This window comes from Echinicola salinicaeni, assembly GCF_014280965.1.
GTDB lineage: Bacteria > Bacteroidota > Bacteroidia > Cytophagales > Cyclobacteriaceae > Echinicola > Echinicola salinicaeni.
In genome coordinates this window covers 185,649-211,159 of the sequence record NZ_JACODZ010000001.1, presented here as the reverse complement: position 1 = coordinate 211,159, position 25,511 = coordinate 185,649, and the positions used below count along the sequence as shown (strand labels likewise).

The 25,511-nt window shown below is 38.7% G+C and carries 21 protein-coding genes; 9 read left to right on the top strand and 12 right to left on the bottom strand.

The genetic code is table 11. The features are described 5' to 3' along the window. Positions 1-17: 17 nt before the first annotated feature. From H7U17_RS00840 to H7U17_RS00830, 3 genes are read right to left on the bottom strand one after another with little or no spacing between them, the layout of a single operon-like run. Positions 18-611, bottom strand: a complete 594-nt coding sequence (locus H7U17_RS00840) for an anthranilate synthase component II (protein ID WP_186753817.1) — start codon at positions 609-611, stop codon at positions 18-20. Next, entirely contained in the window at positions 595-1,140 is a 546-nt protein-coding gene (locus H7U17_RS00835; protein ID WP_186753815.1) for a CvpA family protein, read from the bottom strand. Before H7U17_RS00835 ends, H7U17_RS00840 begins: the two co-directional genes overlap by 17 nt. Before the next feature lie 6 nt (positions 1,141-1,146). Then, positions 1,147-1,593 carry a GatB/YqeY domain-containing protein gene (locus tag H7U17_RS00830; protein WP_186753813.1) on the bottom strand — a complete coding sequence of 149 codons (447 nt, stop codon included), beginning with the start codon at positions 1,591-1,593 and terminating at the stop codon, positions 1,147-1,149. 64 nt (positions 1,594-1,657) lie between these two features. Between H7U17_RS00830 and H7U17_RS00825 the strand changes: the two genes are divergently transcribed. From H7U17_RS00825 to metK, 4 genes are all read left to right on the top strand, one after another. Continuing rightward, positions 1,658-2,377: a pyridoxine 5'-phosphate synthase gene (locus H7U17_RS00825; RefSeq protein WP_186753812.1), complete on the top strand. Its 720-nt coding sequence runs from the start codon at positions 1,658-1,660 to the stop codon at positions 2,375-2,377. A 44-nt stretch (positions 2,378-2,421) separates the two neighbouring features. Then, complete coding sequence (locus H7U17_RS00820) at positions 2,422-3,183, top strand: alpha/beta fold hydrolase (RefSeq protein ID WP_186753810.1); 762 nt, start codon at positions 2,422-2,424, stop codon at positions 3,181-3,183. Positions 3,184-3,210: 27 nt separating this feature from the next. Further along, positions 3,211-3,924 (top strand): SAM-dependent methyltransferase, encoded by a 714-nt coding sequence (locus H7U17_RS00815; protein ID WP_186753808.1) that lies wholly within the window; start codon positions 3,211-3,213, stop codon positions 3,922-3,924. A 152-nt stretch (positions 3,925-4,076) separates the two neighbouring features. Beyond that, positions 4,077-5,330, top strand: a complete 1,254-nt coding sequence (gene metK, locus H7U17_RS00810; protein ID WP_186753806.1) for a methionine adenosyltransferase — start codon at positions 4,077-4,079, stop codon at positions 5,328-5,330. 94 nt (positions 5,331-5,424) lie between these two features. Here the strand turns inward: metK and H7U17_RS00805 are convergent, their stop codons facing one another. Further along, a complete protein-coding gene (locus tag H7U17_RS00805) occupies positions 5,425-6,411 on the bottom strand; it encodes a D-alanine--D-alanine ligase (protein ID WP_186754869.1) in 987 nt (328 codons plus the stop codon). Positions 6,412-6,619: 208 nt separating this feature from the next. Here H7U17_RS00805 and H7U17_RS00800 point away from each other — a divergent pair, with 208 nt between their 5' ends. The 4 genes from H7U17_RS00800 (at position 6,620) to H7U17_RS00785 (ending at position 11,438) form a co-directional block, all read left to right on the top strand. Then, the gene (locus tag H7U17_RS00800; RefSeq protein WP_186753804.1) at positions 6,620-8,800 is read left to right on the top strand and encodes a S9 family peptidase; all 2,181 of its coding nucleotides are present in this window, start codon (positions 6,620-6,622) and stop codon (positions 8,798-8,800) included. A 144-nt stretch (positions 8,801-8,944) separates the two neighbouring features. Next, complete coding sequence (locus H7U17_RS00795) at positions 8,945-9,319, top strand: hypothetical protein (protein ID WP_186753802.1); 375 nt, start codon at positions 8,945-8,947, stop codon at positions 9,317-9,319. Between the two features lie 52 nt (positions 9,320-9,371). Beyond that, positions 9,372-9,839, top strand: a complete 468-nt coding sequence (locus tag H7U17_RS00790) for a Clp protease ClpB (RefSeq protein WP_186753800.1) — start codon at positions 9,372-9,374, stop codon at positions 9,837-9,839. A 132-nt stretch (positions 9,840-9,971) separates the two neighbouring features. Next, on the top strand, positions 9,972-11,438 hold the full coding sequence (locus H7U17_RS00785) for a glycine--tRNA ligase (RefSeq protein ID WP_186753798.1): 1,467 nt from the start codon (positions 9,972-9,974) through the stop codon (positions 11,436-11,438). Between the two features lie 77 nt (positions 11,439-11,515). On the opposite strand, the gene H7U17_RS00780 is transcribed toward H7U17_RS00785, so the two are convergent. The 3 genes from H7U17_RS00780 to H7U17_RS00770 form a co-directional block, all read right to left on the bottom strand. After that, on the bottom strand, positions 11,516-12,490 hold the full coding sequence (locus H7U17_RS00780; RefSeq protein WP_186753796.1) for a hypothetical protein: 975 nt from the start codon (positions 12,488-12,490) through the stop codon (positions 11,516-11,518). 106 nt (positions 12,491-12,596) lie between these two features. Continuing rightward, positions 12,597-13,997, bottom strand: coding sequence for an MltF family protein (locus tag H7U17_RS00775; RefSeq protein WP_186753794.1), 1,401 nt, complete (start codon positions 13,995-13,997; stop codon positions 12,597-12,599). Positions 13,998-14,130: 133 nt separating this feature from the next. After that, the gene (locus tag H7U17_RS00770; protein ID WP_186753792.1) at positions 14,131-14,904 is read right to left on the bottom strand and encodes a LytR/AlgR family response regulator transcription factor; all 774 of its coding nucleotides are present in this window, start codon (positions 14,902-14,904) and stop codon (positions 14,131-14,133) included. Between the two features lie 326 nt (positions 14,905-15,230). Between H7U17_RS00770 and H7U17_RS00765 the strand changes: the two genes are divergently transcribed. Next, positions 15,231-15,692, top strand: a complete 462-nt coding sequence (locus tag H7U17_RS00765) for a hypothetical protein (RefSeq protein ID WP_186753790.1) — start codon at positions 15,231-15,233, stop codon at positions 15,690-15,692. A gap of 12 nt (positions 15,693-15,704) precedes the next feature. On the opposite strand, the gene H7U17_RS00760 is transcribed toward H7U17_RS00765, so the two are convergent. The 5 genes from H7U17_RS00760 to H7U17_RS00740 all read right to left on the bottom strand — a co-directional run bounded on the left by H7U17_RS00760 (position 15,705) and on the right by H7U17_RS00740 (position 24,706). Further along, positions 15,705-17,894 (bottom strand): tetratricopeptide repeat-containing sensor histidine kinase, encoded by a 2,190-nt coding sequence (locus tag H7U17_RS00760; RefSeq protein ID WP_230981220.1) that lies wholly within the window; start codon positions 17,892-17,894, stop codon positions 15,705-15,707. Between the two features lie 108 nt (positions 17,895-18,002). Continuing rightward, a complete protein-coding gene (locus H7U17_RS00755; protein ID WP_186753788.1) occupies positions 18,003-19,331 on the bottom strand; it encodes a TolC family protein in 1,329 nt (442 codons plus the stop codon). After that, positions 19,328-22,390 (bottom strand): efflux RND transporter permease subunit, encoded by a 3,063-nt coding sequence (locus H7U17_RS00750; protein WP_186753786.1) that lies wholly within the window; start codon positions 22,388-22,390, stop codon positions 19,328-19,330. The genes H7U17_RS00755 and H7U17_RS00750 overlap by 4 nt, the downstream gene beginning before the upstream one ends. Position 22,391: 1 nt before the next feature. Beyond that, positions 22,392-23,480 (bottom strand): efflux RND transporter periplasmic adaptor subunit, encoded by a 1,089-nt coding sequence (locus H7U17_RS00745; protein WP_186753784.1) that lies wholly within the window; start codon positions 23,478-23,480, stop codon positions 22,392-22,394. 191 nt (positions 23,481-23,671) lie between these two features. Then, positions 23,672-24,706, bottom strand: a complete 1,035-nt coding sequence (locus tag H7U17_RS00740; RefSeq protein ID WP_230981219.1) for a DUF4421 domain-containing protein — start codon at positions 24,704-24,706, stop codon at positions 23,672-23,674. Positions 24,707-25,511: the final 805 nt, after the last annotated feature.

The window sequence follows — 25,511 nt, the reverse complement described above, 5'->3', positions numbered from 1 at the left end:
AGCAGGTAATTAACTTGTTAAAAGGAAACTTTGAATAAATTTTCTTTACCACAATAATAAGCTACCCACTGTTGAATCAATTCCAAACCATACGCTGTCAAATGGGCTTCAGGATGAAATTGAATTCCAAAAATCGGCAGTTTTCTATGGGCCATGGCCATGATCTCCTTCTTATCGGTTTCCAAAATCACCTCCAAATCTTCGGGTAAATCCATGAGTTCCAATGAGTGGTATCGAGTAACCATAAAACTTTCAGGAAGATTCTTTAAAACAGGATGTTCTGCTACCTTATTTACTCTATGGACCTTTCCATGAACTGGCTTTGCTCCTTTAACCAATTGAGCACCAAAAAACTCCCCAATGCATTGATGTCCCAAGCAAACCCCAAGAATGGGTAATTTATCATGATAGTAAGCTAATATTTCTTTTAAATTCCCGGCCTTATCTGGAGTTTCTGGGCCTGGAGAAAGCACCACTCCTTCATATTTTTCCTCTTTGAGCAATGCTAGTGGAGTATCATTCCTCACAATCTTCAATTCCATTCCCGTCTGAAGAAAATAATCCGCCAGTATATGGGAGAAGGAATCAAAATTATCAATTAGCAATAGCATCCTGACTCATATTTACCAGTTCATTGATCCTATCCACAGCATCTTTTATTACTGGGGTAATACTGCCTATGATTTTGATTACAAATGGAGCAAATGGTTCCAATAAATTATAAAACCTTGATTCCTCCAGATCTTCCTCAGGAAATTCTATACCAAAGGAATTGGCTGCCCATATCAACAAACTGATCATAAAGGCCCATTTCAAAATTCCCAATATCGCTCCAGCAAAATTATCAAATGTCCCCAATAAGGTCAGGTCCAAGGTTTGCTTTACCAAATAGGCCAGTAACCTGATGCTCAGCGTAACAATAAAAAAGATGATCAAAAATGACACAAAGGGCAGCATAAAAGTCAGGCTTTCCACCCTCTCTGCTAGCATTTCCGCCCCCCAGTGCATAAACTTGAAAGCGAATACTAATCCAAATATAAAGGCCACGATAGATAATATCCCTATAAATAGGCCACGTTTATAGCCGCTGTAAGCGCCTATACCCAGCAATATCAGTATGACAATATCTATCGCGCCCAAAAATACTTATACCAAAAGTCCTTTTACTTTCTGGGAAATCATCTTCCCATCAGCTTTTCCAGCCAATTTCTTAGTGGCAGCTCCCATCACTTTACCCATATCCTTAGGCCCTTCAGCGCCAAGCTCAGCAATAATCTCTTTTAAGGCAGCTTCCAATTCTTCTTCTGTAAGTTGCTTAGGTAAAAATTCATTGATAATTTCCAATTCAGCCAATTCAGTAGCGGCAAGGTCCTCACGATTCTGCTGCTGGTAAATTTCAACTGAATCCCTTCTCTGTTTTGCAGCTTTGGTCAAAAGTTTAAGTTCCTCATCTTCTGTCATGCCTTTATCACCACCCTTAGTCTCTTCCAACATAATCAGCGACTTAATTGACCGCAAAGCCCTCAACCTGTCCTTTTCCTTGGCCAACATCGCCTTTTTAATTTCGCTTTCTATACTTTGCTTTAAACTCATTATCTTTATGTTTATGTTATTTAAGGTGTAATTTTGAACAAAATTAAGAGTATAATTTATTAAAATGACCAAACTCAGTGTAAATATTAACAAGATTGCCACCTTGAGGAATGCCAGGGGAGGCAATAATCCTGATGTCGTAAAGGTAGCATTGGATGCGGAAAAATTCGGATCACAAGGCATCACTGTTCACCCAAGGCCTGATGAACGACATATTACTTATGATGATGTCATGAAACTCAAGGATGTGGTAACCACAGAATTCAATATAGAAGGCTATCCCGATAAGCGGTTCATGGAAATCATCAGAATAACAAAACCGGCCCAGGCCACCCTGGTTCCAGACCCTCCTCATGTGCTGACCTCCAATACAGGCTGGGACACCATTGCCCACCAAGAAGAACTCAAGGACATTATCGCTGAGCTGCATGAGTATGGCACCAGGACTTCCATCTTCATCAACCCCGAGCCAAAATACTTTGAGCCTGCAAAACTGACAGGGACTGACAGGGTGGAACTATACACGGAACCTTACGCCACCAATTATCACAAAAACAAGCAAAGTGCCGTTAAACCTTATGTAGAAGTAGCACGTTTGGCTAAGGAACTGGGCTTGGGACTCAACGCGGGACATGATCTTGACTTGGACAACCTTAAATTCCTAAAAGAAAGTATTCCTTTTCTGGATGAAGTATCTATCGGACATGCACTCATTTGCGATGCCTTGTATTATGGATTGGAAAACACCATCCAAATGTACAGAAGACAACTAGAGGAAGATTAAATCCCAATCCATCAAAATCTATCGAAGCTTTTCAAATCCTTGAGATGAAATTAAATTTTAAGAAAGTCGGAGAAGGAAAACCCTTAATCATATTACATGGGCTTTTTGGATCTGCAGACAACTGGCTAAGCATTGCCAAAGAACTTGAGAATAATTATACCATGTATTTGGTGGACCAACGGAACCATGGAGATTCTCCTAAGAGTGATGAATGGGACTACAAGGCCATGGTTGATGACTTGGCAGCTTTTATGAGCGCTCAAGGTTTGGAATCTGCAGATATCATGGGACACTCCATGGGAGGAAAAACAGCCATGAACTTTGCCCTCAAATACCCCAGTAAGGTCAATAAATTGATCATTGCCGATATAGCCCCGAGATACTACCCTCCTCATCACCAACAAATCCTTGAAGGCTTAAATGCTATCAATATGGATGAGCTGAAATCCAGAAAGGAAGCCGATGATACCTTGGCGAAGTATATTAACGAAATGGGCATCCGCCAATTCCTTTTGAAAAGTTTAGGAAGGGATGAAAACAGAAAATTCATTTGGAAGGTAAATCTCCCAGTGATCACAGAAAAAATCAATAATGTAGGAGAAGCCCTTACTGGAGATAAATCATTTGATGGTCCGACCTTATTCATGCGTGGGGCCAATTCAAATTATATTCAAGACAAGGACAAAGAAGACCTGGAAAAATATTTTCCTGAATATAAATTAATTACCATTAAAAATGCGGGGCATTGGCTTCACGCTGAACAACCCGCCGCAGTGGTAGCCACCATAAAAGCATTTCTAGGATAGCAATACCAGGTACTCGGAATTGACCATATGAAAACAGGAAAATTATACCTCATCCCCAATATCTTGGCGGAAGGGACAGCCCAAGAAATCATTAGCCCTCAAGTAAAAGATGTGATCAAAAACACAACACATTACTTGGCAGAAAACCTAAGGACCGCCCGTCGATATATTTCCAGTTTAAAGTTGGGGCTAACCATTGAAGAACTCCATTTTGAAATCTTGGATAAAAAGACCAAAGAGGCCAAAGTAGCCCAACTCATGAAGCCTATCTTTGAGGGGCATGATATGGGTGTAATATCTGAGGCAGGCTGTCCAGGCATTGCAGACCCTGGAGCAGTTGCGGTGGCCTACGCCCACCAAAAAGGAATCCAAGTAGTTCCCTTATCTGGTCCATCTTCCATGTTCATGGCATTGATGGGCTCGGGTTTCAACGGCCAATCTTTTGCCTTTGTGGGCTATATCCCCATCGATAAAAAGATGCGAATTGATGCCATAAAAAAACTGGAAGCCGACTCTAGCAAATATAGGAGGACACAAATTTTCATGGAGACTCCCTTTAGGAACAACCACCTAATGGAAGACCTAAAGCAACACCTCAACCCCAATACAAAACTATGTGTAGCTAAAAACATCAGTGGGAAAGATGAAATGATCGTCACGAAGACCATTGCCGAATGGAGGAAGACTAAATTGGACTTACACAAAATCCCTACGGTATTTGTGCTGGACACAAATTTCTAGTCCAATAAAAATAAAATGACACATTCTTTAAACCCACTAGGAGCCAGCAAGATCATGACTTGTATTTTATCACAATCCAAAGTTTTTTATTTCCTGCTTATCCTGTAATTTTACACGCCATTTAAAATAGTTATTATTAAATACATCAATATATGCCATATCTATTCACTTCGGAGTCTGTGTCAGAAGGACATCCTGATAAAATATCTGATCAGATTTCTGATGCGCTCATTGATAATTTTTTAGCTTTTGATCCAAAATCCAAAGTAGCTTGCGAAACATTGGTTACCACTGGACAGGTTGTACTAGCCGGTGAAGTTAAGTCTGATACCTATCTGGATGTTCAAAAAATCGCAAGGGACGTTATCAATAGAATCGGATATACCAAAGGAGAATACATGTTTGATGGAAATTCTTGCGGGGTACTTTCTGCCATCCACGAACAATCTCCGGACATCAACCAAGGTGTAGACAGAACCAGTCCAGAAGAGCAAGGCGCAGGGGACCAAGGAATGATGTTTGGCTATGCCACCAATGAGACGGAGAACTATATGCCTTTGGCATTAGACCTTTCCCATAGGCTATTGAAGGAATTGGCCAATCTCAGAAGAGAGCACCAAGAAATCAAATACTTGAGACCAGATGCCAAAGCACAGGTAACCATAGAATACAGTGATGACAATGTGCCTCAAAAAATTAAGGCCATAGTTATTTCTACTCAACATGATGATTTTGCTGATGAGCCCACTATGCTTGCCAAAATCAAGGAAGACCTGATCAAAATCTTGGTCCCAAGGGTCAAAGCACAATTGATTCCTGAAATCCAAACTTTATTTACCGATGATATCACTTATCATATCAATCCTACCGGTAAGTTTGTGATTGGTGGACCTCATGGTGATGCTGGACTTACTGGAAGAAAGATCATTGTAGATACTTATGGAGGTAAAGGAGCACATGGTGGGGGTGCATTTTCTGGTAAAGACCCTTCAAAGGTAGATCGTTCTGCAGCCTATGCTACCAGACACATCGCCAAAAACATGGTAGCTGCAGGAATTGCCGATGAAGTATTGGTACAAGTTTCTTATGCCATCGGTGTTGCCGAGCCAATGGGCATCTACATCAACACTTATGGCACTGCCAAAGTAGCAATGACAGATGGGGAAATTGCCAGGCTCATTGAGAAAATATTCGATATGAGACCTTATGCCATTGAGCAAAGGCTAAGACTAAGAAATCCTATCTATCAAGAGACTGCTGCATATGGTCATATGGGCAGAACCAATGAAGTAGTTAAGAAAACTTTTGTTTCCCCTGACGGGACTTCCATCACATTGGATGTAGAACTCTTCACTTGGGAAAAATTGGATTTTGTAGATACAATCAAAAAAGAATTCAAACTATAATAGAAAAAGCGGCCTTCGAGCCGCTTTTATTTTTTACTTATTAGAGATTCATAAGGTCATCCCTACTTATTTTTCATCACCCTAGTATTGGTTCTTACTTGAACATCTCTTCAATAATTTCTGTATAAAATTCCTCCACAGTTTTCCCTATTGCACGAACCTGCTGAGAAATCAAACTGGTTTCGGTTTGTCCAGGTACTGTATTGATTTCAATAAAGAATATTTTGCCTGTTTCGTTTTCCAGAAAGTAATCCATTCTTACCGCTCCTTTGCAGTTTAATTTTAGATAGACTTTTTCCGCCACTTTCTTTACCCTATCCACTTCTTCATCAGACATTCTGCCAGGAGTAATCTCTTCTGTCACACCAGCTGTATACTTTGCTTCAAAATCAAAAAATTCTTTGGAACTCACAATCTCCGTAGCCGGTAATACAATCACCTGACCATCTACCATATAAATGCCAATAGAAAACTCCCTTCCAGAAACAAATTCCTCTACCAGCACCTGGCTATCTTCCGCAAAGGCCTTATCCAGAGCCTCTTGAACCTCTCCAACAGCTTTCACCTTGCTCATACCTATACTGCTCCCTCCGCTATTAGGCTTAACAAAATAGGGCAGCTTTAACTCCTCTATTACTCTTTTGGTATTCTGCTGGCTGTTCTTAAAAAGCTGAATGGATTTGGCCACATGCAAATCTTCAATATCCTGAATTATAGCTTTTGTATAACCTTTATTCATGGTTATCGATGAAGTGATGGCATCACATGTGGTATAGGGTAAGCCAAGCATATCAAAATAGCCCGCAAGCTTACCATCCTCACCAGGCGAACCATGGAGAATATTAAAAATCCCATCAAAAGTAATTTTCTCTCCATTGGGACTAATGGAAAAATCATTCATATCAACAGGAAATTGTTTTTCTCCTTCTCCCAAATAATACCAATGTCCTTTTTCAATGATTATTTTAAAGACATCATACTTATCCAGATCAATGTTTTTTTCTACAACGGCAGCACTTTTCAGAGAAACCACTGCCTCTCCAGTAAATCCACCGGTCACCAATGCAATTTTCTTCTTCATCATGAGCGTAAAGGTAAATGTAAGTTTTGAAAAATGGTATAAGTAATGAACACACATGCTAAAAAGATTATTCCGCATAACACCAATTTCTCCAAGTATCTTTTACAGGTTAACTTTATTGAATACAGCCATTTATCAAGTCCTGACAAATTCTTCCTCCCTTTTTCCTTATATTTAGCCCCCAGAATATAAATCCTGAATTATAATTATGAACCAAGTAAAATTATTTGCCATTATGGCCATAGTCATGGGTACGTGCTTTCAAGGCCTTGCACAACAAAAAAAGGTCTCCCTGGCATCTATTTTCAAAGAAGGTGTTTTTTCTCAAAAATCAGTTGGCGGGATCAACTGGATGAAGGATGGCCAATTTTATAGCTCCTTCAAAAGAGAAAATGGTACTGCCAAAGTTGTAAAAATCAACGTTTCAACTGGAGAAGAAGAAGCCGTATTAATCGATGGTGAGAAACTGGGAATCGATTTCTCCAGCTATTCATTCAATAATGATGAGACGAAGGCTTTGGTCGCTACTGAAGTAGAAAGTATCTATAGGAGATCTTCCAAAGGGATATTTTATGTAATAGATTTGTCTACAGGTAATAGCCAGAAGTTGATGGATGGCGAAAAAATTTCATATGCCACACTCTCTCCTGACAATACCAAAGTGGCATTTGTGAAGGACAATAACCTTTACTATATCAGACTAGAGGACAATACTGTACACCAGATCACCAATGATGGAAAATGGAATCATATCATCAATGGGTCTGCAGACTGGGTATATGAAGAAGAATTCTCCATGGCACAGGCGTTTAAATGGTCTCCGAATGGAAAGAAAATCGCCTTTATTCGATTTGATGAATCAGAAGTACCTGAATATAATATGCAACTTTGGGGACCGCTCTACCCTAAAGACTATGAATTCAAATACCCTAAAGCTGGTGAGAAAAACTCTGAGGTAAGCATTCATGTATATGATCTGGACCAACAAAAAACCGTAGCTATTGAATCGGGAGAAGAAAAAGACATTTATCTTCCTCGTATTTATTGGACTGGCGGTGAAAATAATACACTGGCCTTTATCAGACTGAACAGGCTTCAAAACCAGCTTGACTTACTCCATGCAGATGCCAATACTGGTGAGAGCAAGGTCATCTTAACGGAGACCTCTGAGACCTATGTGGACTTGACCTATAATGACAACCTACTATATCTACCTGATGGTAAAGGCTTTATTAGAACTTCTGAACAAGATGGCTATAAGCATATATACCACCATGATATGGATGGTAAATTGATCCAGCAAATTACAGAAGGAAATTGGGAAGTAACTGAAATGGTGGGCGTAGACGAAAAATCAAAAAAGATCTACTATATCTCTACCGAGAAATCTCCTTTGGAAAGAAACCTGTATGCTATCAAATTGAATGGTAAAGGTAAATCCGAGCTTACTCCAGCCCAAGGAAGCCACGCTGTCAATATGAGCCCAGACTTTAAATATTATATTGATTATTTTTCCACTGCCAACAGTCCTCTGCATATTACTTTGAATACTTCAAAAGGTAAAACCATAAAAGTATTGGAAGACAATAGTGAATTGGTAGAAAGATTAGGTGAATATGCATTAAGCGAAAAAGAATTCTTCCAATTCCCAACTGTTGATGGTACTCAGTTAAATGCTTATATGATTAAGCCTGCTGATTTCGATCAAAGTAAACAATACCCTGTTTTAATGTACGTATATGGTGGACCAGGTTCCCAAAACGTTAAAAACTCTTGGGGTGGAACCCGCGATTTCTGGCACCATCAGTTGGCTGCTGAAGGATATATCGTTGTTTGTGTAGACAACAGAGGAACTGGCGCCAGAGGGCGTGACTTCAAACATGCCACTTATGCACAATTGGGTAATCTTGAAACACAGGATCAAATCGCCGGAGCAAAATATTTAGGAGGTCTCCCATATGTGGACGCTACCAGAATTGGGATCTGGGGTTGGTCTTATGGTGGTTATATGTCTTCTCTTTCTTTAATGTTAGGTAATGATGTATTCAAAACAGCCATTGCAGTAGCTCCTGTAACTACATGGAGATATTATGACACGATTTACACTGAGAGGTACTTACAAACGCCACAGCAAAACGCTAGCGGTTATGATGATTTCAGCCCAATCAGCCATGTGAGCAAATTGGAGGGCAACTATTTATTAATCCATGGAACTGGCGATGATAATGTCCATTTCCAGAATTCAGTAGATTTGGTAAATGCTTTGATCAATGCGGACAAGCAATTCGAAACTTTTTATTATCCAAATAGAAACCATGGTATCTACGGTGGCAATACCACTTGGCACCTTTATAACCTGATGACTGATTTTATCAAAAGAAAACTGTAAGAGATAAGTTCTTAAGATAATTTTGAGAGGCCTTGGGAGAGAATAGTGTTCATTTCCCAAGGCCATTTATTTTGGTCTTCAAGTCACACATTGATTTTTAAGGCAAAAGCTCCTATATTGTTTAATACTCAACCCAAAATATCTATGAAAGAAAGACTGAACACTTCCTTACATTCTTTAAGTTTATTAGCTGTAGGAGGCATGGCAGCTTGGGCTGTTTTTGCTGGTGACCTTAGAACACAAAAGCTCTTGACCTACCTAATACTTTTTCTGGTGATCGTTGAGGTACTTAGTTTGATACTAATTGGCAAAACCTATCCGGAAAGCCATACCAGTTTTAAAATTGGCATGATAGCTACCTTCCTGATCCTATTGGGAATCAAGCGAATGCTTCCCGGTTTATTTGTCCCCTTGACGATTACTGCATTTGCAGTCAATTTCCTATATAATTTCTACACTAATAATAAACGGAGGAAAGGACAGTTTAAGCGGCGAAAAGAAAAAAAGTACAAATTGTGAGCCTATGGTTAAACGGCACGCTATTTGAGCTTTTTGAACAAAAGCTATCATCATGAAAAACATTTTACTCTTAGCCTGCCTGCTGTTCCTGTCTTTAAGTGCCTTTCCTCAAAAACGACTGGAAAAACTAGTTGATGAAAGACAAAACCTACATCGTCAATGGAAAGCATCAGAATCTAAAAAGTCTGGTATTTTTGGTAATAGAACCAAAAAAGACATGATTGCCACTAATGAATGGATGGAAAGGATTATCCTTAAAGATAACCTAATCATGGACGAGTTGGAAATGCTAAAAAACATTGAAACGACAGAAATCAAATACGAAAAAGACGATTATAAATTTATTGCCCAGAAACAAGAACAGGACATTAGCAAACTAAAAAGAGCGCTCAAAGAAAAAGATAAAGAAATAACTTCAGAATCCAATAGCAAGAGAACCTACGAGTGGACCACGCTGATTTTCTTTCTCAGTACAGTCATCTTAGGTTTTCTTTTGTATAGAATAAAATCAAGATCTTAATTGGATAATTAAAACATCCCATTTGTCCCAAAGCAATGCTTTCAACAGATGTACAGATATAATAAGCTGAACATGAAAACTAAACCATTTTTTCATTCTCAAATTTAAATAGATTTCCCTATTTTTGCGGCTATGGCAAAGACAGAACAAGTAACTGAAAACGCACAGCTGAAGGATATTATTTCACATGCCAAAGAATATGGCTTTGTATATCCTTCTTCAGAAATATATGATGGACTTCAAGCCGTATATGATTATGGTGCTTATGGAGTAGAGCTTAAAAATAACCTTAAGCGACTTTGGTGGGAATCGATGACCCGATTAAATGATAATATCGTGGGGATTGATGCATCAATTTTTATGCATCCTACTACTTGGAAAGCTTCAGGTCACGTTGACAGTTTCAATGACCCTATGATCGACAATAAGGACAGTAAAAAGCGCTACCGTGCTGATGTACTTATTGAAGAAAAAGCAGCTGCCTTAGAAAAAGAAGGTAAGCTCGAAGAAGCCAAAAACCTTTTGGCTGCAATGGGAAAATTACTGGAAGCTGAAGACCTTGATGGAGTTAGGGATTTGATCGTCAATGAAGAAATCGCCTGTCCTATCAGTGGTACTACCAACTGGACTGATGTTAGACAGTTTAACTTGATGTTCTCTACCCAGGTGGGTTCTGTAGCTGAAGATGCTTCCACTATCTACCTGAGACCGGAAACAGCTCAAGGAATTTTTGTCAACTTCCTGAATGTTCAGAAAACGGCCAGAATGAAAGTTCCTTTTGGTATCGCCCAAATTGGTAAGGCTTTCAGAAATGAAATCGTAGCCCGTCAGTTCATCTTCCGTATGAGGGAGTTTGAACAAATGGAAATGCAATACTTTGTTCGCCCTGGATCCGAGTTGGATTGGTATAAAACTTGGGCTGACACAAGGCTTAAATGGCACAAAGCTTTGGGTGTTCCTGAAGAAAAATTGAGAACTCACGACCATGATAAGCTGGCTCACTATGCCAATGCTGCCATGGATATTGAGTTTGATTTCCCTTTTGGCTTTAAAGAAGTAGAAGGTATTCACTCAAGAACTGATTTTGACTTGAAAAGCCACCAGGAATTCTCCAAGAAAAAGCAACAATACTTCGACCCTGAGGTAAACAAAAACTACATTCCATATGTAATCGAAACCTCCATCGGTGCAGATAGATTGTTCTTGATGACCCTTTGCAATGCCTTCACTGAGGAGGAAAAAGAAGGTAAAAGCAGAACTTTCCTGAAATTCCACCCGGCAATTGCACCGGTAAAAGCAGCCATTCTTCCTTTGACCAAAAAAGATGGCTTACCGGATAAGGGTAAAGAAATCGTCAATAAGTTAAAATATGATTTCAACATCGTTTATGAGGAAGCTGCATCAATTGGCAAGCGCTATACGCGTCAGGATTTGATCGGAACACCTTTCTGTATTGCTGTGGATCACCAGACATTGGAAGACAATACGGTTACTATTCGTCACCGAGATACCACAGAGCAGGAACGTGTTCATATTGATGAACTACATGGCAAACTTGCTGAGGCAACCAGCTTTAAAAATATATTCCAGCAGATATAACAATTCTTATATCTACAGTAATACAAAGAAAGCCCGGGATTTTCCGGGCTTTCTTTGTATTTAACTAAATCTATTTGTTATTCACAAATCTCTACATCCAAGTGGACTGCGTAATATCTGGCACCTTCAACAGTGTCAATTACCAGTGAATTTGATTTGTTAGGCGCCTGTCCTGGAGTAGGCCTTCCTGCATCAGGAAGTTCACCAGTCTCATAGCTGTACCATTTTACACTTTCTTCATCATCCTGCAAGCCCCAGTCTCCTAAATCAATGGTAATGGTTCCTTCCAACTCATCATAAGTTACCGTACCGATGATTTCATCCTTATTGGCATATACATTTTGCTCTTCTCCGCCTTCTATGTCAAACACATACCACCAGGCGTTATTAAAGCCTTTAGAAGGTTCTCCATCATTTTCACCTAAAAGGTCTCCTACATAAGCGGAGGCAGTTCTGATTTCACATTCATCAGGGCACACTCCAATCAAACTGTATGATTCATTAAAAGTGATTTCAGATCCCAATCCTTCCTGCAAAATTGAAAAGTCAATAAGATCACAGGCTTCCCAGCCTTCTGGCAATGCAATACTATGCATCATGGTGCTCCCTGAAGCTACTTCGTCCAACTCTACTTCATCACCATCAATATTGATCGTAATGGTAGCTTTTGCATTGGAATTACCTTCTGTAATCTCATACATCACCTCCACAATAAATTCATTTTCGGTATTGTAGGCAGAAAAACTCACTTCTTTGGTATTGGTATTACCATTTTCCTTGGCCTTCACATTATTAGGGTTTCCCCCTCCTCCGCCATTGCCAGTACTTTGGGTCTGTACTCCTGAAATTGGGTAGTACATGACATCTTCCACTGATAAATCAATGCAATTTTCGATACAGTCTCCTGTATTGGGAACAGCCATACTGGAAAAGACCTGATCAGACTCCTGTTGCATCTCAAAAGTTTCCACTTGATTGCAAGAAAAAAGCAGTGCAATCATCAATACCCCTAATTCCTTAAATCGGGATATCCTTACAAATAATTGTTTCATAATGTTCAAAATGGTTTTCATCAAATATATCAGATAAAAACCAATCAACCAAAACGTACAACATTATTTAGTATCCAAACAACGTATTTACATAAACAAAAGACAATCAAGGAGCCACCAAAATCCGATAAGATTCATAAATACTAAGTATATCTTCCACATATGCTACTGCCAAATGCCCCTTGGCATAACCACTCCTTACTACTGGATCTCTGTAAACTTCTGGTTGAGACTTACGCTCTAAAAAATAAGCCACACTATCCCAATTTTGAGTATCCATACCAAATTTTAGGGCCAATCTCCATGCATCATTTACATGGCCATGACCAACATTATATGAAGCTAAAATAAACTTAATCCTTTCATTTACTTCTGGAACACGTTCTATCCAAAACTTATCAAGATATTTCAGATATTTCACCCCTCCAATTAAACTCTCTGATGGATCATTTGGATTCTCAACTCCAAATCTGGCCAAAGTCACTGGCATTAACTGCAGTAATCCCTTGGCACCGGCATAGCTTGTGGCTACCGTATCAAAGCGCGATTCCTTATATACCAAGGAGGCTAACAAACGCCAATCCCAACCCAATAAGGTAGATCCATTTTTGATAATTTCATCATATACAGAGATTCTATCTCCTGAAATTGATGAAAAAGGACTCTTATTTCTAAAATAACTGTTCTTCTTATTTAAAAAATACTTCCCATAGAGTACTGCGAAATAGGTAGACCGCTTCCCTCTTTTTATCCATTCATTTATTTCCTTTTCCAAGACAGGTGCATTCTTCCTTATCGCCCAAGCCACATCAGCCGCAGGACCTATTTCCAGTTTTATATCTAGGTTATTATAATAGGTCGAATTTACCAAGGCTACATCCTTGTCTACAACCGTATAGTCTATTTCCTCCCGCACCACATCTTCCACCAAAGCATCTGAACTTTTGTCCCATTCTATGATCTCCATATTGATGTTCAAACTATCCCTAATTGCCTCCAATTGACCGCTATAAACGGTTGACTTCCTCACATGTATAGATTTCCCATTTAATCCTTCAGGCGCTTTGATCAGGGGCTGATCATCTCTTTGGACCAATACAGACGAAAAAGAATTTAGCGGCTCCGTAAATGTCCCATATTTCTCTCTCTCAGGGTTATTAAAAAGATTAATGGCAATAATATCCGCTTCGCCACTGTTCAGCATTTTATAGGCCCTCAATATATCTGCATCTACAATCAACCTAAGCTGTACATCCAGTCTTTTGGCCAGATTGCGGAGCAACTCATATTCATAGCCCATTCTTCTGCCCCTATAGATATAATAGCTGGTTGAGGAATTATCCACTACTGCCCTGATAAAGCCCCGTTTCTGGATGGCATTTAAGTCTAGTTGAACCGGATTTTGCCAAAATGGCTCTTTCTTTTTTTCGACCTTGGGTCTTTCATTACAAGAAACAAGAAAGAAACCAAAACTAATCAGGATCCAAACGAAAAACTTTTCCTTCATGGGCTATAAGCACGCTAATGTGCAATGGTTCAAATCAATATTAGTATAATTATACCAATTGTCCAACTGAAACAAAAAGTGATCTCCGAATGACCTTACACCCTTTCTTACCTCTATACTGATTTGCTTTTTACTATGGCCTCAATTTGCTTTTTACTATGGCCTCAAATAGAGTTACAACTTCATCTTTCTTCCTTTGGCTTATGGGTAATTGCTCTCCATTTTCCATCACTACACTGCCGCCATCATTTCTCAAATACTTTTTCATATAGTTGGGATTGATCAAATAAGACTGGTGAATTCTTAGAAAAAGATACTTTTTTAGGGCTTTCTCTACTTCTTTAAGGGTTTTACTAAAAAGTAACTTGGTATTATCTGACAGGTACAGCAAAGTATAATTGTTTTGGCTTTGACCGTAAAGTATATCATCCACTTTTATAAACTCAAGCCCATCACTCACGGGAACGGCAATCTTGGATTTAATGATATTGTCCTTCTTCAGTAAGTCAATTAGTGCGGAAACTTCACTGCCCGAATTATGATTGGCTTGTTCTTTTCTATGGGAAAACTTCTCAATAACTCCCTTTAAATCCTCTTTGCCCACCGGTTTGAGCAGATAGTGAAAAGCCTTATATTGAAATGCTTTTACGGCATACTGGCTGTAAGCAGTAGTAAACACCACTTCAAAATCAAACTCCCCTAACAAATCAAGTAATTCAAATCCATTTAGCCTAGGCATTTCTACATCCAAAAACAATAGATCTATTTTTTGATCCTTAAGGATATCCATTGCCTCTTCTACCTTGGAAGTTTGAAAAACTATCTCAATGGGCAACCCCAAATCCTCCAATTCATAACTCAAACTTTCAATGCAATGAAGCTCATCATCTATAATGCCTACTTTCATGTCCCTTCAATTAATCGCAATCAAATTAATTTTAAAGATAACAAACATCCTTATACGCCAAAACAAAAACATATTAACATACCTAAAAACCAAATAGATATAAAATAATAATTTATAATACCGACACACTCATCAATAGAACAAACATGCTATTTTGGTCTGGAATCCCAACAATTTATGAGCTAACTTATCCACAAATTCTAACTGACTTTTAAACCTATTTTTAGAACATTGATCAATGCTTCCTGTTAATAGTTAGCTACTTGGACAAAACAAATTAGATTTCCACCTGTTTTCGTCCAAGCCTGAATTTAAATTTTAGAACAATGAAATGCTTCTATCAAATATGCATATTTTGCCTTTTCTCCCTTCTAATAGGCTGCAATGATCAATTAAAAAAAGCTCCCAACTCAGAAAATCTGATCGTTTACAATCTAATCGCTTCATCCAGTAATGAAAATCATCAAAATGATGAGGATGAATTTAAAATTGGAAAAGTCTTCCTAACCCCAGACCAACAAGAGCAAGTTTTTAAAATAAAGACTATTATTAGCCATTCCATCAAAACATCCGGCTATCAAGTCTTTGTAAACGGGGAATCCAATTACAAATTATTAGATTATAACACGCCCTATTTTTGTATTGGTGATGTAAAAGATCCGAAGTCCATAAAAATCCGTCTAAGATTAGATAATGACCACTTTATCACCGCAAAGCTGAGCGGGACAAAAAGTTATGCAAGTATAAAAAACATGCAAAAGGAAGATCAAGAAATATTCCCCCAATAATTCCTATAAGCATTATCCCACAGAGTCTACTGCCTCTTCCAGCACTATACTGATTTTGGCTTTGGTCCCTGTAATCGCCTTATTTTGATCATACCTGGCTTTAATATTAAAGTCCACCTTATGATTGCTTTGCTGATTATAAATAGCCAACCGTTCTGCGATCAACTTTAAGCCTAAATGAGTCCCGTACACATTATTCCCATCCTTATCATCTTTTTGTTTCCTATAGCCTACCCCATTGTCCAAAACTTCTATAATCAATACTTCATCTTGATCAAAAACCCTAATCAACAACTCTTTATTTGCTTTTCTGCTGGGCAATAAACCATGTTTTATTGCATTTTCAACCAATGGCTGAAGGATTTTTGGAGGCACATCTATATGATGGGGGTTCACCTCTGCGGATACATCCATTTGAAAATCAAACCCTCCATCAAATCTCAACTTTTCAATTTTAAGGTACAATTCAGTAGCTTTTAATTCTTCAGCCAGACAAATAGTATGCTTTCTATTATTTGTCAAACTAAGTCTCAAAAGTTGGGCAAAGGTATCTATATACTCCTTGGCCTCCGCATTCTTATTCTTCATCACTAACCAACGCACAGCATTCATCCCATTAAACAAAAAATGAGGATTCATTTGAGATTCCAAGGACTGTAAAGCCAAGGATTGTATACGGTTCTCAAACTTACTCTCCAAAAGCTTAACCCGCTTCTCTTCGTTATTTTTTTGTTCGGCCATCAATTCCTTAAAAGTGGCCTCCAATTGCTCATTTACCTTTTCAATCTGACTTTTTTGTTCACTTATCTGTCTGTTTTGCCTCATCAGCATCAAATTAGCTACTTTCTTGGCTTTTATATTTTTGAATTGCATAAGGGCAATCACGGCAATAGCCACTAAAACCATCAATAAAAGCACAAGTATTATCCGCTGACTTTTTAGCTCTGCCATCTGGCTATCCAACTGGAATTGTTGTAGCGATCTGTCTTTTTCCAATAATTCAATCTGCGATTCCTTTTGCTCCAAAGCATAACGCTTTTCAATAGCTGCTATCTCAGTTTCCTGATTGATTAGGTTTACACTATCCTTATATTGATCTGAAATCTTATAATACTTCAAAGCCAAACCCAGCCTTGATTGCATTTCATAAATAGAAGATAATTGAGAGGCAGAAGTCTGAATCAGACTTTTATTGGGAATTTCAATGGCCAAGTCCCAAGTTTTATGATAGTACTCTATGGCCAAATCATATTGTTGATTCATACGATACACATCTGCCAATGCCTTTAAAAGATCTGCTTGTTTGTGGGCATCATTCATCTTAGAAAAAATACCAAGAGATTGCTTATAATATTTAGCTGCCTGATCCAAATCGACACCTTCTTTCAGGTAGTTATGCCCAAAATATTCATAGGTAATTCCCAAACCATAATCATCCTTCCTTCTTTGATTAATTTCAAGCAGCATTTCCAAGTAGCCACGCCCCCTTTTATAATCACCTTTCTCTGTAAAGTAATCTCCAATGGACAGGTAATTCATCGCAATTCCCAAGGTATTTCCCCGCTCCCTTTCGGCATCAAGGGAACGCTCAAAATAGGTCAGGGCATCTTCTTCCCTTCCAGGAATATGTAACAAAGTATTCCCAAGACCATTGCAGGCTATGGCAATATTCCGAAGGTCCTCTTGGGATTCTGCTATTTTCAGGGCCTGAAGATAATAAAACACCGCACTTTCATAATCTTCACCATAGCGACTGGCCACACCTGCATTATTCGAATAGATCATCTTGGCAAGAAAAGAAGAATCCTCCTTGACGATCAAATCATAAGCTTTGGCGTGCAAACCAGTAGCTTCAGCATACCGCTGATGATACCTATAAAGCAAGCCCATATTATCTAGAGATTTGGCGTATAATAAGGTATCACCAAGCTCCAAGGACAAATCCAAGGCTTTTTCTGCTTCTTCGTACTCAAGCTCCTCATCATGATTTTCCTTATGCAAGCTTCTTGAGAATTCTATTGCATTATCAATGACCTTTACTTTATCCACTTTAATTGAATCTGAAAAAAGATCTACAGGTAAATTATCAGACGCAATCAATGAAAAAACAGGGCTAAAAATAAAGATCATCACACCGGCATAACGGCATGCGTAATTCATTTCTAACCATAAAAAGTACTTTTTCAATTTGTCTCCCTTCATAAAGCCATCTAAATTAGACCTTTAATATCAGGAAATAAATTGAAAAATGCACTAAACATTAAGTTAGGAGCGATGATATATTACCATCACTCCCTAAATAAAGGTTAATTAATTCAAAATAGGACTAGAATTGCTATCATAATAAATAGCTCCAGCCAACCTAAGCAGCTCTACTTCAGCCACCTTTATGGAATAAACCGCCTCTATCAATCTAGTCTCTGCTTGCAGCCTGTTCACCTGCGCATCCCTAAATTCCAAGAAACTGGTCAAACCAGACTTGAAACGGTCAAAAGCAATGGCTGTATTTTCTCCTACTACCAAAAAGTTGTCCTGTTCAATTTCCAATCGACGCTTACTATTTTCATATACATTGAACGCTCGATAAATATCTGCATTAAGCTGCGTCTCATATTGCTCAAGAACATATGCCTGAGCTTCTTGTCTAACTTTGGCCCTTTGAACTTGCCTGTTCAAAATAAAGCCACTAAAAAGATTAATCCCTAAAGTCGCACCAACATTGAAACCATTACGCTTGTTTTGGATCAGGAAACCAGCGTCTGAATTGGAAACCGACTCGCGATAGCTACCATTCAGACTCAACGTTGGTAACCGCTGTGCCTGAAGTTCCTTCATTTCCAAATAAGCCACATTTTGCTCCCTTCTATTGACCAGTAACATTTTATTATCATCAAAGGCCCGATCTAAAAGTGGCCCCAACTTGAGGTCCTCTTGAATCTCAATAGAATCCTTAATGGCAAATTGAGTATCAGCTTCTATGGCCAAAAGCTCATTTAGATTGATCCTTGCATTTCTGATCACCTGCTCTTGGGAAACCAATTGGGACATATCAGTATTATAATCTACCTGAGCGGCCAAATACTCTCTTTTTGAAGTACCTCCCAATTCATACTGAGCCTTTACAATATCCAATCTCTGCTTGGATAACTCTAGGGTCTCCTTTAAAAGGTCATTTCTCTCAAGCTCCAATACCAATCTGTAATAACCTGTCGAAATGGCCGCAACCGTATTTTCAATCACAATTTTCGCTTGAAGCTCACCTATCTCATTTAGCTTTCCCAATCGCTTCATTGCCACTACGGCATCATACCTAAATCCGTAAATCGCATTTAGATTAAAGTTTTCTCCCGTTGAATTAGCTCCTTCTATAAGTCTCGGCTCATTTTCATTGACAAATTGCTGCTCTACATCCTCCACACTCTTTGTCCTACCATATGTGGCATCAACACTTGGCAATAATGCGCCCAAACCAATCTTTTTATCTATTTCCGTAACTTCCTTTTCCTTAAGGGCAATTTTGACATCATAGTTATTCTCCAAGCCCAGCATCACCGCTTTCTCAAAGGAAAGTTCTTCTTGCGCAAGCACTTGGCTGGAAACAGTTACAGCCATTAAAACAATCAAACAATACTTCATCATACTCTCGCTAATCTTCCGGATTTAGATGTCAAATAAGTGTATATAGCAGGGATAACAAACAGGGTCAAAATGGTAGAAAAAACCAGTCCTCCAATCACAGCCACCCCCATGGGCATCCTGCTTTCCGCTCCAGCACCCAAAGCCAATGCGATGGGGAGTATTCCCAAAATAGTGGACAAACTGGTCATCAAAATAGGCCTAAACCTTGCTGATGCTGCACCAATAATAGCATCATCAACATCATGGCCATGCGCTTTCCTTTGGTTGGCAAACTCTACAATCAGAATACCATTCTTTGTCACCAATCCTATCAACATAATAATACCGATCTGACTGAAAATATTCAGTGTAAAATCAAACAACCATAGTGAAATTAAAGCTCCACATAATGCAAGCGGCACAGTAAACATAATGGTCAACGGATCCTTGAAGCTTTCAAACTGTGCAGACAGTACCAAATAAATAAGGATAAGAGCAAACAAGAAAGCAAACACCAAACTATTGGAACTCTGTCTATATTCTTTAGAAACCCCGGCCACATCAGTGGTATAGGTATCATCCAATACTTCATCAGCTATTCTATCCATCTCATCCAAACCATCTCCAATAGTATATTTCCCGGCCAAACCAGCAGAAACAGTCGCACTTACAAAACGGTTATACCTATAAAGCTGTGGTGGAGTACTTTTTTCTCTAATGGTCACCAAATTATCTAACTGAACCAGTTGCCCATTTTCAGCCCTTACATACAACATTCTCAAATTAACAGGCTCATTCCTGTCTTCAAGCTGCATCTCCCCCACAACCTGGTATTGCTTCCCTTTCATGATAAAATAATCGAATCGCTGCCCTGAGTAGGAAAGCTGTAAGGTTCTAGCTATTTCCTGAACGGAAACCCCAATATTCCTAGCCTTATCACGATCTATTTCTACTTCAATTTCCGGCTTGGTAAACTTCAAATTGATATCTGAAAAGGCAAAAAACTCACTTTGGTTCACTCGTTCCATAAAGGAAGGGATAATCTCCTTTAGTTTATCAATACTTGGTGCTTGCAAAACATACTGAATGGGCAAACCTCCTCTTCGGTCACCTATGGATTGTGGCTGCGAAGCGAATGCCCTTACATCAGTTTTATTCTTGATCACCCCAGAGACAGTTTCGAAAATTTGCTGTTGACTCAAATCACGATCTACAGCATCTACCAGCCTAACGATTACCATACCCGAATTGGTACTGGCCGTACCAAAGCCAGGTGAGGTTACCGAGATCAAACTACTCCTGTATCTATCGGGTACCACCTCCATGATCTCAACCAACAACTCATCAATAACCCTATCCATATAGTCGAAAGTTGCTCCTTCTGGCCCACTCATGTTTATCCTAAACTCTCCCCTATCTTCCATTGGGGCCAGTTCGGATGGAATGGTGATAAATAGAAAGTAGATGCCAAAGCCCATTGAGGCAATGATCAAAAATGCAGTCCACCGGAACCGCATAAATGCCCTCAAAACAATTTCATATTTCTCAGTCAACCACACAAAAACAGGTTCCGTTACATTATAAAACCAATTGTGATTTTCCCTTTTCTTAAGCAATTTTGCGCTCAGCATAGGTGTCATGGTCAAGGCCACAAAGGAAGAAATAATCACTGCCCCGGCTACCACAATACCAAATTCCCGGAATAACCTACCAGTGGTTCCCGAAAGAAATATTACAGGTAAGAATACTGCTGCCAAAGCGATGGTGGTGGCAATCACAGCAAAGAATATTTCCTCGGCCCCTTTTTCTGCGGCCTTATCTGGATTTTGTCCCTTTTCGATTTTGGAGTAGATATTCTCCAATACCACGATGGCATCATCCACCACCAGACCGATAGACAATACTATCCCTAGTAAGGTCAATACATTGATGGAGAAATCCATGAGGTACATAATAAAGAAAACACCTATCAATGAAATAGGAATGGTAAGCACCGGAATAAATGTCGTCCTCCAATCCCTCAAGAACAAAAATATAATCGCCACTACTAGTAAGAAGGCCAAGACAATGGTTTCCTGCACCTCGCTAATAGAACTTCTGATATACTTGGTGGTATCAAAACCAATTCCCAACATTACATCATCAGGCAAATCTTTTTTGATGAACTCTAACCTTTTATAAAATTCATCCGCAATCTCTATACTATTGGAGCCCGGCAAGGGAACCAATACCACACCAACCATGGGAACCCCATCTCTTTTTAATACGGTTCTTTCATTCAAAGGAGCTAGCTCTGCTATTCCTACGTCCTGAAAACGAACAATATTATTATTATCCTCCTTGATGATCAACATATTGAATTCATCAGGGGTAGAGAGTCTACTCTTAGTCCTAACGGACAATTCAATAGTGGACCCTTCTATCCTTCCAGATGGCAACTCCACATTTTCACTTTGGACCTTATTGAGCACATCCAAGGGAGTGACACCATAGGAAGCCATTCGAATGGGATCCATCCTCAATCTCATGGCATATTCCTTTTCCCCCCAAATTCTAACTTCACTCACCCCAGGAATTGTCTGCAAACGTTCCTTAAAGATATTGTCAGCAATCTCCGAGAGCTCTAGAAGACTTTTTTCATTACTCTGAACATTCAAAAATACGATGGGACTTGAATCCGCATCTGCCTTTGATACTACTGGAGGTTCTGCATCTGGAGGAAGGTTTCTTTGGGCTCTGGCCACTTTATCCCTTACATCATTGGCAGCAGCCTCCATATCTGCGCCTACTTCAAATTCAACAGTAATATTACTTGTACCGTCATTACTGGTCGAAGTCAAGGATTTAATACCAGAAATACCGTTTATGGATTCCTCTAGGGGCTCTGTAATCTGCGCTTCAATTACATCCGCATTGGCACCTACATAGGTCGTCCTAACACTGATCACAGGAGGGTCCACACTGGGGTATTCCCTAACCCCCAAAAAGCTCATGCCGATAATTCCGAAAAGAAGAATCGTCAGGGAAAACACGATGGCCAATACTGGCCGCCTGATACTAACTGTAGATAAACTCGACATTTCAGTTTATTTTATTCATCTTCACCTTCATTCCATCTTTTACCTGTAAAACACCAGTAGTCAACACAAATTCACCAGGCTTAAGTCCATCGGTAATCTGTACATTTCTTTCAGTCCTCATTCCTATGGAAACCTTTCTTTCCATCACTAGCCCCTCTTTATTGGCAAGATAAAGTTTATAGCCGTCCAATTCTGGAATTAATGCTTCTGAAGGCACCAAGATAGCCTCCTCTTCAACATCCAAATTGAACTGAATTCCCACAAACATCCCAGGCAAGAATTTCCTATCCTTATTCGGGCTGATCGCCCTTAATTTTAAGGTCCTGGTATTCGCATCGATAATTGGCTCATAAGCATAAACCTTCCCACTTTCCATTCCCTGGGACTCATTATTGGAAAACTGAATAGAAGACCCAATTGTTACCTGATTGGCATACCTTTCCGGAATGGAAAACTCTATTTTTATCGGATCTATATTTACAATATTTGCAATGACATCGGCACTGCCAATTACGGAGCCTTCTGAAATTCTCCTCAAACCTAAAACCCCATTAAAAGGAGCCCTGATCACCATTTTATCTAATTGGGCTTTAACTAAACGAATATCAGCAAGGGTGGTATTATATTGATTCAAGATTACATCATACTCCTCCTGACTGATAGCTTCCCGCTCCAATAATTGCTTCTGACGCTTTTCTTGCCCCTCATAAAGCTTCTTCGTAAACTCCAATTTATCCAACTGGGCACTCAACTCATCATCATTTAAATAAACAAGCGGGGTTCCTTTCTTTACAAACTGACCCTCTTTAAAATTGATAGACTCCACCAAACCACTGATCTCAGGCCTCAACTCTACAGACTCATTTGGAAGGACATTCCCTGTAACTTTTAAATTATTCTCCAAGCGCTCTGTTTTTATCTCTAAAACATCTACAGGTAAAAGACTCCCTGAAGTGGCTGCGCTTGCCTTAGTTTCTGTACTAGAAGGAACATGGACACTATTATTCCAATTCATCCTAGGGTATAAAAATATGATGGCTATCACGAGGCCTATAGCCAAAATCAAAACGATTTTTGTCTGCTTTTTCATTAGTTTATAGAAATTCCTTCTAATCTAGGTCAACTATCCCTTAGCCCACCTCTATGCTTACTAAACAAAGTAAATCAATAATATATTTACTAACCTCAAATAAAACATGGAAGGCAAATGACAGTTTTCAGTGGTTGAGAAAATTCAAATCATTTATCGAGAACCCAAAAAATGGAATATTTGCTAGCAAATCACCAAACGGGCTTAATAGATTTGAGTAAGGACTTGGTTTTTGGTCCAGCTACAAATCTATAAATAAAATTGGCCCTCACATTTCCCACAAAAAACTCAGTATTAAAGTCCTTCACCTTGGCCAACCTAACATTTTCGTACATAAAATTAGCATTGATAGCCCACCTTTTTGTATTATAACCTACACTTCCCTTTAAAAGATAATTGGGATTTAAACTCCAGCCGATTGAGGACATCTCACCCCGCATTTGAGTAAATCCAAAACTAGGACTGACCGAGGCATACCCCATAATGAAAAAATGCTTGGCGATCACCAAAGTATAGGCATACCCTATATTCGGTCCTAATTCAAAAAAGCTTGTCTTTGAAAAATCTCTTTGGACACTAACCAGCTCCGACTGAGGTATCAACGAACTATCCCCTCTGACAGAACCACCATACATCTCAAACCCCATAAGCAGGGAACCAGCAGATTTTTTCTGCCACTCAGTTTGATAAAAAGCTGCCTTATAAGAAAACTTATCCTTGTTCAATATATACTGTACTGAAGCGCCTATTTCTCGAAATACCATATCCGGTCTGTAATAAAAAGACCGGTCATTTGCAGCAAAAGTTCCTTCAGGAATCAGGTGAAAACCTTTATAAAATTGAAGATATCCATCTACCACCCATCCATTAGGGTTAGTATGAAATTGGGCATCCAAATAATTGGTCTCTCCTTTTCCGCGATCAGGATTTAAAAAGCCAAATCCATAAGCCAAGTTCAAATTCAAAGCATCATACCCTACCCCAACACCTAAATTCAAGCTGGTATTAGGCCAATAATTCAAATAAGGAACCTGATCTAATTTATCATGTATTTTAACCCCTGAAAATTTTCTTGATGCATACACCCTACCAGTAATCAATTCTGGAAATTTTGAAAAGTAGGCATTTGAGTCATCTTCAATAATTGATTGCCCATGAGCTTGACTTCCAATAAATTGAAAAGCCAAAACAAAAATGGTCAAGTTGAGTACTCTTTTTCTAATCAAAAACAATCGGGGCATAAATCTCTACAAAGTTTCTAAAACGAAAGCTTATTGCCCGTGAATAAACAATTAAGTTACTGTATAAAAAAGTGCATGTACAAAAAAGTAAATCCTAATGCTAAAGTTCCAGACCACAAAAACACTTTAACCATAATCGCTTTTACCCTTTGGGAATAATCAAAAAATGACATGATCCCAAGCATATAAATCATAAAGATAAAGACGCCGCTGGCTATAAATTGTAGCATTTGAATCCTCTATTATAAAATCAAAAGGCAAATTAATAAATTCAAAAATGATTTTTATATATTTTAAATTAAGTAATTGTTAATAATCCAGTTATACAAATAGGTAATCAAAGAATAGACAAAAAGGGTTAATTGGAAATGCCGGAAACTTAGAAATACCACCCAGTATTAGAGCTGAATATCAGATTATAGTAAAGAATCAAGATAAAGACTTAAAACTACCTTACTCTAAAATGAAATACCATCCTGAACACTCAAGATGGTATTTGTTTTTAAATTATGGAGGCTGATAAAAAATCATCAATAAAATTACCTCCAACTCAATTACACACACTAAAAGTCATAAGTAGAAAAAGTTGCTTAATCACCCACGACAAATGTACAATTATTTTTCCAGATAAAGCAAGCTTCTTATCACGGAATTATTTGATTTATTAACGGAATATTAATAATTAACAACAATTACCAACACTTTTTGCCAATAAAAAGGCAATTCAACCAACTATATCCAAATCAAACCGCGAATAAATAATTTTAAAATAACATGCACCTATTATCAC